This is a genomic window from Hymenobacter aerilatus, assembly GCF_022921095.1.
Taxonomy (GTDB): domain Bacteria; phylum Bacteroidota; class Bacteroidia; order Cytophagales; family Hymenobacteraceae; genus Hymenobacter; species Hymenobacter aerilatus.
The window spans coordinates 4,338,797-4,352,070 of the sequence record NZ_CP095053.1; the positions used below are offsets into that span (position 1 = coordinate 4,338,797).

Consider the following 13,274-nt stretch of genomic DNA (forward strand, 5'->3'; position numbering starts at 1 on the left):
ACCTGCTCGAACAGAGCCTTTCGCTTTTCCACAGGGTTAATAACTTTTTAAATTCATTTTTTTAAATTTTTCTCTTTTATCCCTGTCGTTAGGGGTGTGTATAAGTGGATAAATCGGAAGGGTTATCAACAGGGCGGATAACTTGTGTATAAAGTAGCGGTTATCCACTGCCTATCAACAGGGTATGTGGATAATAAATGGTTATAAATGAGTAGATTATATCGATTATTCACAATCCACAGGCTTGTCCACAAATCCACAATTTACATCCCCACACCAGTGTGGATTGTGGTTTTTTTCGGGGATAGTTATCCACCGTTGTCCACAGTTGTTTTGCCCTGTCGGCGTTATCTACCGTGCAAAAAAACTTATCCGCTTTTTATCCACGGGTTATCCCCACGTTTCCACCATATTATCCACAGATTATGTGCGTTGCGCAGCAGGCCGTGGATAAATATGTGGATAAGATTTCGCGTACTGCTCTACAAGCTTGCAAAGGCACTTTTGGGTGTGAATAACTCATATAGCCAACATTCTATGCCAGGCTATAGGCCCGAAAACAGGGTAGGCAGCAAAAAGTAAGGCCTGACTTTTCAGTCAGGCCTTGCGCTATAAGGGGGTAAGGAAACGGTGGACTTATGACGGTGACAGGTCTTTGTTGGCGGGTCCCATCAGCAGCTTGCCGTACGCATCGAAGCGGGAGCCGTGGCACGGACAATCCCAACTGGTCTCTAGGTCGTTCCAGTGCACCACGCAGCCCAAGTGAGGGCAAATAGCCGAGCACTCGTGCACCTTGCCTTCCTGATCTTTATACACGGCCACTTTCGAGACGCCCTGCCGTAGCACGGCGCCGCTGCCCGGCGCAATGTCCTCAGCGGAGGATACGTCGCCGCCCGTGAGTAGGTCGGTGTAATCGGCTACCACGCGGGCATTTTCGCGGGCAAATTCCTTCAACGACTCGGCCTTGAGTGTTACACGGCCGGGGTCGTAGAGCTGCTCCCAGGGGTTGGAGTGTTCTAAGATGAGGTCACGCAACAGCATAGCACCCAGCGTGCCGTGCGTCATACCGTGGCCCGAGTCGCCAGTGATGATGTAGACGTTGGGCTCGTCCAGCGGATTGCGCCCGGCGTAGGCCAGGCTGTCGTTGGGCTCCAACACCTGCCCCGACCAGCGGAAGTCGATGCTGCTAATAGCCGGAAAATGTACCCGCGTCCATTCTTCCAGGCAAGCCAACCGGGCCTCCGGATCATCGTGCCCCACTGAATGGTCTTCACCGCCCACAATCAACAGATCATGCGAATCAGAATCGGGTACTGGCTGCACGCGGATGTAGTGGTACGGATCGGCCATATCCCAATACAAGGCAGTGGTAACAGAACCGCGCGGAATTTGAGCGCCTAAGGCGTAGGTGCGGTAGGCGCCCTGTTTGGTATGCATCACCACGCGGTCGATGCAGGGCGTGTTGGTGGCCACTACCACGGCCTGGGCACGCACTTCGAAGCCTTCGGTGGTGCGTACTAGCGCCGTGTCGCCGCCTTGCACATCGGTAACGTGCGAGTGCGTGAAAATCTGTCCGCCCTGCGCTACAATAGCCTTCGTTACTCCGCGCAGATATTTCAGAATATGAAACTGGCCTTGGTTGGGAAAGCGCAGGCATTCGCCGGTCTGGAAACCCGTGGCACCAGCATCAGACAGCCACTCTACCCCGGTAAGGCCGGCGCGGTGTGCGGCGTCGCGCTCGTCCAGCAGTTCTTGGGGCGTATTTTCTTTTGCTAGAAACAGGTAGCCATCTAAGCGGCTGAAATCACAATCAATCTGCTCGGCGGCTACTATTTTCTCGATTTCGTCGATGGCGGCAGTGTGGCTTTCGGCAGCTAAGCGGGCGCCTTCTTGCCCGAATAACTGCTCCAGCGTGGTGTAGCGGTCATCCAAGGCATTGGAAAGGTGCGCCGTGGTGCGGCCGGTTTCGCCGCTGGCTATTTCGCCATCTTCCAGCACCGCCACTCGCTTGCCGGCTTTGCCCAGCAGGTAGGCCGTCGTGAGGCCAGCAATGCCCGCACCCACTACTACCACGTCTACTGTGAGGTTTTCACGCAGGGGCCAAAAGGTAGGTAAGGCATCGGTGGTGGCAAACCAGGTAGACTGCGTGGCGCCGGAGGTGTGGGTAGGGTCAATGGTATCGGACATGGCAAAGGAAGTAAGGTACTCCAGCACGTACGGCCCATAATCCATGGTAGTTAACGACGAGCTTGCGCTCTATCTACGTATGGCACTAGCCATTCACCGAAAAACCAGCGGCAAAAAAAGACCCCTACCGAGAGCTGGCAGGGGTAGTAATTGGACGGAAATTACGTCAGAAAACCAGTGGAATATCTTCCTGATCCCATCCGGCCCGCACAGGTTGCAGCACAGGGCCGAGGTACACCGGCTCGGGCAGAAGTTGCAGGTTTGGGTCGCTACCCTGCCAGATGCCATCATTATTGGCGTCAATAAGTACCCGCAGGCGGTAGGTACCGGGTGGTAGGTTGTCGAAGCGGAAGGTCTTTTTGGGGCTTTCGAGCACTGCTATGGGCTGGGCGTTCTGGTCGATTACCTGCACCTGGTAGCTGGTGTACTTGGTCTGGATGGTACCGGACAACGACCCGGACGCCGGCTGCTCGCTCACGCCCAGCTTCAGCGGCCGGAACCCCAACGACTGCCCCGTAACGGCCTGGATAGCGGTGCTATCGAACTGAAAAACCAGCGTTTTTTCGGCCTTGGTATCTAGGTTGATGATTAGTTCCGTGCGGGTATCGTTCAGGCGGCCATCTTTGGGAAGACGCAGAGGACGCTTGGCCGCGGTGGAGTCTTCGGTAAGGGTAGCGAAGGGCTTGTCGGGGGCAATGCGTACGGGTACTGCAAACTTCACCCGCACCTGGCCTTGGCGGTACACCTGCTGCGGGTTGCCTTCCACCGCATAGCCTACCGTGCGGCGCGTGGACTCTTTGCCTTGGAAACGTACATTCAAGGTGTCGCGACCCACATTGCCGGCGCTGTCGGTGGCTGTAAGCAGGTAGCGGCCCTCCGCAAAAGCTGGTGTTTTGAAGACCAGTAAGGTTTTGCCCTGCTCAGCCAGCAGCACGCCCTGGTTGAGCAGCGCCGTATCGGGCCGGGCGGCGGTACCAGACAGCGGAGCCAAGCGCGCCCGGCGCACCCCCTCATTGAAGGCTACCTTATACCGGGTGGGCTCCGGCTGCTGACTGGTGATGATGGCACGGCGGGCGTCGGGGCGCACCAGCTGCAAACGCACCGAGTCGAGCGTTTCGCCTACCTGAATAGGCTCGGGTAGGTAGGCAATCTTCTCCCCTTCTTCGTAGCGGAAGCTCTGGTTTTTATCTACTAGGGCATACAAGCGGTACGGACCCGCCTTCAGGTTTTCGAGGGTGAAGGCCCCCGCTTTGTCGGTGCGAGCAAGGTAGTAGGGCCGGCCTTTGCGCACCGAGAAGGCGGTGTCGTTGGCGGGGTACAGCATCACGGAGGCATTTTCGGCGGGCTTGGTCGTGAGCAGGTCCATCACCACGCCGCGCACCATGCCCGAGTCGAGCTGGGGGCCAGTGCTAAAGGCGAGCCGCACATTCTTGGCTTTGTTTTTCTCCGTGATATCCACCACGGCATCCCCAAAGTTGAAAGAGTAGGTGGTGTTCGGCGCAAACGGCTTATCGTAAATCAACGAAATAGCCGTGCGGTCCTCGCGCACTTTGTAGCGGTTGTCGTCCGGAATCAGCGGGGCTACAATCAGATTTTTGGCTAGATCCTGGAGCTGCACTTCCTCCGAAAATTCCAGCCGAATGGTTTGTGTCTTCACATTGCGGGCACCCTGCTCCGGGGAAATACTTACCAGCTCGGGTGGAACGGTGTCGCGGGCACCGCCATCGGGCGAGGCAATGGTAGCACAGCCGCTCAGTAACGCCATTCCGGCCACCCACCGCATCCAACCAGCACGCACAAATTGCATCATACAGAAACAGACAAAAGCAGCGACAGCGGCACGAGGCTTGGGCCTCTCTTTGCGCCGCTCACTAGCACTCAACTTACTACTCAGGTACATAGCCCCTCCCCTACCCCACCGGGGAACAGGCTCAGCGCCGAGTAGCTACGTAAATCAGGCTGGAATATTGCCCGCCGTGCTGGGCAGCGTAGCGGTTCGACTGGTAGCCGGCTTTCAGCACGGCCAGCATGCCCTTGCCCTGCTCGGCGCGGTGTTTCTCGCTGAGCATGCTCACGTAGTAAGCATCCAAGGCCATGGGTAGGGTTTCGCGCACCTGCATTTTATACTTTTTCAGCAGCTGACGCATGGTATTGGGCGCGAAATGATAGAGATGACGCGGTACGTCGTAGGCAGCCCAGTCCTGGCGGTAGTGCTGGGCGTCGAGGCTTTCCACGTTGGGCACCGCAAGAATGAGTACACCTTCGGGCTTCAAGAGCTGGATGAGCTGGCGTAGGGTTTCATTCAGGGTATGAACGTGTTCTAGCACGTGCCACAGCGTAATGGCATCGAAAGAGCCAACCGGTAACTTGCTGAGGTCTTCGGGCGTACCCACGTTGGCCCCTACCCTACCTATGGCTTCCTCGCGGGCGCGCGGGTTGGGTTCCAAGCCGTGTACCTGCCAGCCGTCGGCCTTGGCAGCCGCTACAAAGTGTCCCGTGCCGCAGCCGTAGTCCAGCAGCTTGCCTTTGCGGGGTACCAGCCGGTTTAGCAGGGCCACTTTGCGCCGCAGCGTGAAGAAGCGGGCTACCTTATAGGCTTGGTTGATGAGCCCGGCCGCGCCGCTGTTGTGCGACACATACTCATCCGACTCGTAATACCGCCCGATGTGGGCCGCGTCAGGGCGAGGATTAGTGAACTGAAATTTGCACGCCGTGCACTGCTGAATAGCGAAGCTCTCCTTGCTAACTGATTTATCCTCAACTACCAGCTTGTTCTGGAAGTCCGATTTCCCGCACACCGGGCAGGCTTCTAATCGTTCGTACACTGTGTTTAATTATGAATTATGAATTAGAAACTAGGAATTGAGTTCAACCAGCATGCTGCTGTTATCCTATCACCCCCCTACTTCCTAATTCATAATTTCTAATTCATAATTCTCAATTACCTCCCAAGGTACACCATCAGCACCGAAACGTCGGCCGGTGAGACACCGCTGATGCGAGAGGCCTGACCCAGCGTCTCGGGCTGAATCTTGAGCAGCTTCTCGCGGGCCTCGTGTGAAAGGGCAGGCATGGCTTTGTAGTCCAGCCGGCCCTGAATCACGAAGCTTTCCAGCTCCTGCACGCGGGCGGCCTGCTGGTGCTCCTTGGCTAGGTAGTTTTCGTACTTCACCAAGATGATGGCCTGCTCCAGTGCCTCGGCGCGGTAGGGCGCTAAGGCCAGCGTGAGGCCGGGCAGTACACGGGTGAGGTCAGCCAGCTCCACGTTAGGGCGGCGCAGCAGATTCACGGCGCGGGTTTTCTCGTGTATGGTAGCCGAACCCAACTCCTCCAGCAGGCTGTTGATTTCATGGGGCTCAATAGCAAACTTGCCCAATAGCGTCAGCACTTCTTGCGTTTGCTGTTCCTTCTCACGCACCAGCTGCATACGCTCCTCCGAGGCCAAGCCCAACTCATAGCCCAGTGGCGTCAGGCGGAGGTCGGCGTTGTCTTGGCGCAGCAGGATGCGGTGCTCGGCACGGCTCGTGAACATGCGGTAGGGTTCGTCGGTACCTTTGTTCACAAGGTCGTCGATGAGCACACCGATATAGGCTTCACTGCGCTTGAGCACAAAAGGAGCTTTGCCATGCACTTTGTTGTGCGCGTTGATACCGGCCATCAGGCCCTGGCACGCGGCCTCCTCGTAGCCCGTGGTACCGTTAATCTGGCCCGCGAAATACAGGTTCTTAACCAGCTTGGTCTCTAGCGTGAGGCTGAGCTGGGTAGGCGGGAAGAAATCGTACTCGATAGCGTAGCCAGGACGGAACATCTTGGCATTCTCGAAACCCGCAATCTTGCGCAGGGCGCGATACTGCACGTCCTCGGGTAGGGACGAGCTGAAACCGTTCACGTACACTTCTACTGTGCTCCAGCCCTCAGGCTCCACAAAAATCTGGTGGCGGTCCTTATCGGCAAAGCGGTTGATTTTGTCCTCCACACTTGGGCAATAGCGCGGCCCCAGGCCTTTGATGCGGCCCTGAAACATGGGTGACTTCTCAAATCCTTCGCGCAGGATTTCGTGTACCTCGGCGTTAGTGTAGGTGATGTAGCAGGGGCGCTGCTTAGCTAATGCGGGCGTGTCGAGGTAGGAGAATTTGCTAGGTACCTCGTCGCCGGCTTGCTCCTCCATTTTGGAGTAGTCCAGCGAGCGGCCATCTACGCGAGGCGGGGTGCCGGTCTTCATGCGGCCAGCCTCGAAGCCCAGCTCCTTTAGTTGCTCTGTGATGCCGGTGCTGCCGCGCTCAGCGGCCCTACCCCCACCAAAGTTTTTCTCGCCGATGTGGATCAGGCCGTTCAGAAAAGTGCCATTGGTAAGCACCACTGCCTTGCCCCTAAACTCGATACCAAGCTGCGTTTTTACACCCACTACCGTATCATTTTCTACTACCAAACCCAGCACGGCTTCCTGCCAGAAGTCTACGTTGGCAATGCCTTCTAGCGTGAGACGCCACTCTTCAGCAAAACGCATCCGGTCCGATTGCGCCCGCGGGCTCCACATGGCGGGGCCTTTGGAGCGGTTCAGCATCCGGAACTGAATCATGGTTTTGTCGGTGATGATGCCCGACTGGCCACCCAGAGCGTCTACCTCGCGCACAATCTGCCCCTTGGCAACCCCGCCCATAGCCGGGTTGCACGACATCTGCGCGATGGTGTTCATGTTCATGGTCACCAGCAGCACTTTCGAGCCCAGGTTGGCGGCAGCGGCGGCGGCCTCGCAGCCCGCGTGGCCCGCGCCTACCACAATCACATCGTATTCTTCTTGCTGAAACATGCCTTCTTAATAGAATTTTTTCGCCCGGAGTTCACGCAAGCCTGAAAAGCGAATTGGAGGGTATTATAGACCCCGCAAATACACTTGCTTGCGAGTGTATACCCCTCGCTGCGAAAAGCGTGTGCAAAGATACAATTCAGGCAGTTAGTCTAGTTCCTGCTCGTCCCAATCAAGCATCAGCTCAGTGGCTTGCCGGTTCACCTCATCCCAGGAAAACGGTAGCCACTGGTCGCGCAGGCAGTCGAACACCTCCGTGGCAGGTAGACAGGGAAATAGCTTGTAGTCAAACTTGGGGTAGTCGTGTACCAGGTAGCCGGGGTAGTAATACTGCATGTGCTGGCGGCGGGCGTAGTCTATTTTCAGCAACATCAAGTACTTGCCCAGGCTGTTTTTGCGGTAGGCCGGGTCGTAGAAATTCATGATGCCCGCTAGGCTGCGGGTGCCGCTGTCGAAGATGCCGGCTGCAATCAGCTGGCCGTTGTCGCGCACTTCAAGCACTGCGGTGGTGAAGATGTTGTGGGTAGCACCGGCCAGCAAAAACGCCTCCACAGTAGGCGGCGCGTCGAAGGTGATGGAAGCGCGGTACTGCACGTAGAGAGTTTCGTATTCATCGGTAAGTCGGAATGGCCGGATGGAAACGCTAAACGGCTTGTTCAGACGCAATAGGCGGCGCTGCTCTGGTCCCCATGTCACGTTGTCGAGCACCAAGCGCAGCCAATGTACCGTGTGCAAGGTGTCGTTGATGGGTAGGAAACGACACGTGAATAAGTCCTGATGCATCCGATAGTAGCCCTGCCCCAGGTAATAGTCCAGCATGTTGCCCGGAATAATAGGAAACGGATGGGGCGTAGCAGACATATGCAGAGTAGCGTAGGTAGGGATATCATTCTAAGCAGCGCAAGGAATGACTAGGGGTAGGCAACAATACAGAAAACGCCCGCATTTCGGCGGGCGTTCCTGAAAAATCAATCAGCGAAAAGCAAATACAAACTTCTTAGAACGTGCGTAGCAACAGGCAGTCGTCTTCCTTCTTGCGCATAGCCGTTTGGCTCAGCAGATCCTTATCGGCGTAGCCCAGCAAGTGTAGCACGCCATGAATCATCACGCGATGCAACTCGTCGCGGAAGGTCACGCCCAACTGCTGGGCATTTTCCCGGATGCGTTCCACTGAGATAAAGATGTCGCCCTCAATCACGTCTGAGGTATCCGAGTTATCGAAGGTGATAACGTCGGTGTACGTATCGTGGTCGAGGTACTCCACGTTCACTTGGTGCAAGTACTCGTCGGAACAGAAGATATAGGTCAGCTGAACGATTTCGTGTTCGTGCACGGCCGCAATCCGCTCAATCCAGGAAGTCAGCTCGGCGGCGTCAGCCAGCTCGAAGTCTACTTCCTCTACGATAAACTCGATGCCGGGCGCTTCGTGGCGTGGCTCGTCGTGCAAAAACTCGTCGTGTTCAGCTGTGTTCATACCGAGGCTTAGGCCGTGACATGGTTGGATGGCGAATCGGAGGTAGCGGGCGCAGGCGTGAGCAGGAACGTGAGCTGCACGTTGCGGCCATCCTGGGTGAACTCCACCTCGTCGGCAAGGTGGCGAATCAGGAAGATGCCGCGGCCACCGGGATTTTCCAGGTTTTCGGGGGCCGTGGGGTCCAGCAGATTGTTATAATCAAAGCCTTCGCCTTCGTCCTGTACCTCAAACTTGAGGCGGTCCTGATCTACGTAGAGCGACAGGAATACGTTCTTGTCCTTGTCGAACTTGTTCCCGTGCCGGATGGCGTTGTTCACCGCTTCGGTGACGGCCACCATGATATTGCCGTAAATGTCGTCTTCAATATGGAAGGTATCCTTCGAATTGTCGATGAAACTTTCCACTACTCGGATGTTCTCGACCAGCGAAGGAATTTGAATTTTAACCTGCTTCATAAGGGGTTGGTAAGAGGGGCAGCGGCGGTAAAAATAAGGAGAGCTATTTCATTTTTTGAAAATATTCACTGACCTCGCGCTGATAATAGGGCGTGAGGGCAGGCGGCACTGTACGGAGCAGCTCCGTTTGCCGGGTTTTCTGCTGCTTGTATTTTTCAAAAGCAGGCGGAAAAACTGGCGGACGATTCTGCGCCGTTTGCGCTTCGCGGCGTTCTTCCTGGTCGCGCTCTTGGGCCGATTTCTCGGCTTCCAACAGTCGAGTCAGGATTTGTTGCTGGCGCATGATAGTTTGCTCCGTCAGCCGCTTATTTACGAGGTCGGTTTCGGTTTGTTCCATCATTTTTTTCAGGTCGCCGGTACCACCGCCGCCATCTTGGCCTTTGCCTTCCTTACCGCCGGGTTTCATCTTGTCCATTTTCTGCAAAGCATCGCGCAGCATTTGCTGCTGCCCAGCTAGTTTAGCAAGCTCTTCTGACAGCGCCCTACCCGATTTGCCGCTCTGCTGGAGTTGCTGAATCTGCTGGTTGAGCTGCTGCTGCATGCGGCCCAGCTGACCTTCGCCGGCGCTGTTACCCTTCTTCTTTTTGCGGCCGGGCTTGCCGCCGCCCTGTTGCTGTTGCTGCTGGCTCTGGCGCTGCTGTTCCTGCATTTGCTTCAGGGCGTCGTTCAGCATCAGGGCCAGGTTGTTCATGCTGGTCATGGCCTGCTGCTGGCTGGCGGTGGCGCGGCGCACGTCGCGTTGCTGGATGTGGTTCATCGACTCATCCATGCGGCCGTTCATCTCCCCTACCTCGCGCGTCACGAAGCTCTGGAGCTGGAATACTTTTTTGGCTAGCGCATAGAGCGAGTCCTGTACCACGCGGGCGTCGTCGCGGAGCTTGCGCTGCTGCTGGCCCAGTTGCACAAAGCGCGGGTCCTGCTGATCTACCTGCCGGAACTGCTTCATCACGTTTTCCTCGTCGAAGCTCAGCTTGAGCAGATTTTCCAAGATGTCGCGCAGTCCATCAATGTTCTGCTGCTGCTGGTCCTGCTCCTCTTGGTCCATCTGCTGCTGCATTTCCTGGGCCATCTGCTGCATCTTCTGGGCCGCTTGCTTCTGGGCCTGGCTAGCCTTTTGGTTCTGGTTTTTCTGAAGCTGCTGCTGGCTTTCCTGCATCTGCTGGTCTACCTGTTGCTGCTCCTGCTTCATCTCATCGGCTTCGTTTTCGCCGCCCAGCTGCTCGTCCATTTTCTTCAGCTCCTGCAAGTCCTGCTTGATTTCTTCAAACTGCTCCTTGGCCTGTTGCTGCTGCTGTTTCAGCTCCTCATTCTTCTGCTTCTGCTGCTCGTTGCTGAGCTTGTTGTCTTGATTGTTCTTATCGTTTTGCTGGGTTTGCTCGGCCAACTTCTTTTGCTCTTCAGCTAGCTTTTGGAGCTTGTCGAGGGCGGCGTCCTGCTTCTGCTCAAACTGCAATTGCTTGAACATCTCCAAGGCCCGCTCCAGCTCTTTCTGCAAGGTTTGCTCTTTGTTTTCGAGCTTTTGCAGAAGCTGCTGCATATCCAGCTGATTGTGGTCCTGCTGGTTTTCTAGGAGCTTTTGCAGCTCTTCGTAAAGCTTCTTGGTTTCAGGGTCCAGCAAGGTTTCCATCAGCTTTTGTAGCTCCTGGGCTTTCTCAGCTAGCTCCTGGCTTTTGGGGTCCAGCTCATTTTGCTGCTGCATCATCTGCTCGAAGGCCTGCTTCATGTCGGCCAACTGCTGATCTACCTGCTTTTTCTCTTGCAGCATATTCTGCAACTGCTTGCGGTCCTGGAAGCTCAGCTCGCGCTTAGTTTTTAGCTTGTTGTCGGTTTTAGCCATTTCGCGCTCTAGCTGCTTGCTCTGCTCGCCAGCGCGGCTTAGCTGGTTCTGCACCGCCGCCGATTGTTGCGCCAGCTGCTCGCGCTGTGCCGCCCGCGAGGGTAGGCGGTACTCGACCTGCCGCGTGCGCGCCGATTTGGGGCCATGTACGCCGTCGTTGTCCCACACCTGCACGAAGTACTCCAGTCGGTCGCCGGGTTTTAGGTTGAGGGCGCGCACATCCCACTGATAAGCATAAGCCTGAACCGCGCCGCCTTGCAGGGGTAGGGCACGGGTTTTATAGGGCGCGCCGGGGTTGCCGCCCGCCACGCGGTAGTGCAGTTGCAGGCGCGAGAGGCCGTAGTCGTCGCGCACGGTACCGCCCAAGGCCAAGAACTGCCGAGCCGTGGTATCGGCAAAGGTTTCTAGAGTGATGTCGGGCGCCTGGTCGGGTAAGGCTGTAAGCTGGTATTGGATGGGGTCACGGTTGAGGCTGGCAGGGTTGCGCAAGCGCACCAGGTAGGGTTGGCTGCGCATCACCCGCCGCGAGGCCGTGAACTCGTCGCCATCGGCGGTGGCCGTCACGGTTTCATTAGGGTTTTGGAAAACGAGTTGCAGCTCGTCGGTGGCTTCAGTAGCGAAATTCCACTGCACGGTGCTACCCTCCGGCACGGTCAGGTTGCCGGTATTGCGGATAGTTTCGGCAGGCTTACCCAGGTAAGCGGGGTAGGAAACCTGCACTGAAAAATCACGCAGATCGGGACGCTGGCGTACGCGTAGGTCATACTCATCAGAAGTGAAACCCGCTGCGGCCAGCTGGAAGGATACGTTCTTTTGCAGTTGCTTGAACTCGTAGCGGTAGCGGCCGTTGGCCTGCTTGCTCAGGTGCCGCTCCCGGCCATCGTAGCGCACCGTAATATCGTTGGGTAGGGCGTCGCCTTCTACCACTACTTCCAAGGCAAAATCTTCGCCCTTAAAAGCTTGCAGATTCTTGTTCTCTACCACAAACCGAAACGGCGCAGGTGGCGAGTATGCGCGGTTGTAGTGCAGAATGCGCTCCGTGCCCTGCACAAACAAGGCAGGGTATACCAGCAGCAACAAGGCAATAATGCCTGCCGGCACGGCCACGTATTTCCACAGCGGCCGCGTCTGAGTTTTCAGGTCGATGCCCTTCGTGAACTCGAAGCCGGCGAGCTGCCCAGCACGCTGCTCCAGGCTGGCGGCAATCAGAGCGTTTTCGCGGGCCTGACCTTGCAGCTGCAAGGCATTCAAGAGCTTGTCTTGTACTTCCGGAAACAGCTCCCCTACCCTACTGGCGGCTTGCTCATCGGAGAGCAGGCGGCGCAGGTTAGTGAGGGCGGCCAGAGGCTGCCAAATCCAGCGAACAAAGGCGTAGACTACCAATCCCAGGAAGCCAAAGAGCAGTCCGCCTCGTACCCAAGTAGGTAGGTATAAGAAATATTCGAGCAGGTTGAAGACCACGAATAAGGTCAGCAACAGGCCCAGGGCTACCAGCCCACCGCGCACTAGCAGGCTCAGGTAAAACTTGCGCTTAAAAGCTTCCAGCTGAGCCAGCACCCGTTGTAGAGCTGGCAGCGGCGGCGTTGTAGTATCTCTGTTTTCCACTAGCGATAGGCTCAGTTCGGCTCAGGCAAGATACGGATTTGCCCGCCGGTATGAGAACGACAACAATGGGTAGGAAAATTGTTCCGGTTGGGCTCCTCTACAGCACCACGAAGGCCGGGCAGTGGTCAGAGTGCACTACGTCGGGTAGGAGGCCGGCTTCCAAAATGCGTGGCTCCAGCTGCTTGTCTACTAATAAGTGGTCGAGGCGCCAGCCCACGTTGCGGGCGCGGGCGCCGGCCCGGTAGGTCCACCAGGAGTACTGGCCGGTGGCGCTGCCGTGGTGGTGACGGAAAGAATCGGTGAAGCCGTCAGCCAGGAAATCCCGGAACCACTGGCGCTCTTCGGGCGTGAAGCCAGGACTCTGCTGATTGGCCTTGGGATTATATAGGTCGATATCAGTCTGACAGCAGTTGAAGTCGCCGCCGATAATGAGCGGAGGCACGCTAGCTGCTTGCAGTTCGCGCACGTAGCGTCGGAAAAAGTGCAGCCACTCCACCTTAAACGCCTGCCGCTCCGGCCCACTCGTACCCGACGGCATATAGGTGTTCAACACCGAAAAGTCGTCGAAGTCCAGCCGCAGTACCCTGCCCTCCGAGTCGTAGTCGGCGGTGCCGCAGCCAACGGCTACATTGTTGGGTAGGGTTTTGGTGAACGTAGCCACGCCACTGTAGCCCGGTTTTTCGGCCGGGTGTAGGTAGGCATGGTAGCCCAAGTCGGTGAAACCGGCCACGTTCAGTGCTTCCCTACCCGCCTTTATTTCTTGCAGGCATAGCACGTCGGGCTGAGCCTGGGCTACCCAGTTAAGTAGGCCTTTAGATAGGGCCGAGCGTAGACCGTTGACGTTGTAGGTGATGATGTTCATGTAAAGCAAAATAAACGCTTGTCATCCTGAGCTTGCGAAGGACCTTA

General features: G+C 56.7%; 8 protein-coding genes and 1 pseudogene. All 9 read right to left on the reverse strand.

Annotation, left to right across the window (positions count from 1 at the left end; genetic code table 11):
- Positions 1–636 precede the first annotated feature (636 nt).
- Positions 637–2,187 (reverse strand): FAD-dependent oxidoreductase, encoded by a 1,551-nt coding sequence (locus MUN82_RS18175; protein WP_245092713.1) that lies wholly within the window; start codon positions 2,185–2,187, stop codon positions 637–639.
- Between the two features lie 1,417 nt (positions 2,188–3,604).
- A pseudogene (locus MUN82_RS22490) lies at positions 3,605–4,087 on the reverse strand (Ig-like domain-containing domain); the annotation flags it as partial.
- Positions 4,088–4,118: 31 nt separating this feature from the next.
- A complete protein-coding gene (locus MUN82_RS18185; protein WP_245092715.1) occupies positions 4,119–5,012 on the reverse strand; it encodes a class I SAM-dependent methyltransferase in 894 nt (297 codons plus the stop codon).
- A gap of 116 nt (positions 5,013–5,128) precedes the next feature.
- On the reverse strand, positions 5,129–6,997 hold the full coding sequence (gene mnmG / locus MUN82_RS18190; protein WP_245092716.1) for a tRNA uridine-5-carboxymethylaminomethyl(34) synthesis enzyme MnmG: 1,869 nt from the start codon (positions 6,995–6,997) through the stop codon (positions 5,129–5,131).
- A gap of 144 nt (positions 6,998–7,141) precedes the next feature.
- The gene (locus MUN82_RS18195; protein ID WP_245092717.1) at positions 7,142–7,855 is read right to left on the reverse strand and encodes a GNAT family N-acetyltransferase; all 714 of its coding nucleotides are present in this window, start codon (positions 7,853–7,855) and stop codon (positions 7,142–7,144) included.
- Positions 7,856–7,991: 136 nt separating this feature from the next.
- Positions 7,992–8,468, reverse strand: a complete 477-nt coding sequence (gene ybeY / locus MUN82_RS18200; protein WP_245092718.1) for an rRNA maturation RNase YbeY — start codon at positions 8,466–8,468, stop codon at positions 7,992–7,994.
- Positions 8,469–8,476: 8 nt separating this feature from the next.
- Positions 8,477–8,923 carry an ATP-binding protein gene (locus MUN82_RS18205; protein WP_245092719.1) on the reverse strand — a complete coding sequence of 149 codons (447 nt, stop codon included), beginning with the start codon at positions 8,921–8,923 and terminating at the stop codon, positions 8,477–8,479.
- 43 nt (positions 8,924–8,966) lie between these two features.
- Positions 8,967–12,365 carry a DUF4175 family protein gene (locus MUN82_RS18210; protein ID WP_245092720.1) on the reverse strand — a complete coding sequence of 1,133 codons (3,399 nt, stop codon included), beginning with the start codon at positions 12,363–12,365 and terminating at the stop codon, positions 8,967–8,969.
- Between the two features lie 97 nt (positions 12,366–12,462).
- On the reverse strand, positions 12,463–13,227 hold the full coding sequence (locus MUN82_RS18215) for an exodeoxyribonuclease III (RefSeq protein WP_245092721.1): 765 nt from the start codon (positions 13,225–13,227) through the stop codon (positions 12,463–12,465).
- Positions 13,228–13,274: the final 47 nt, after the last annotated feature.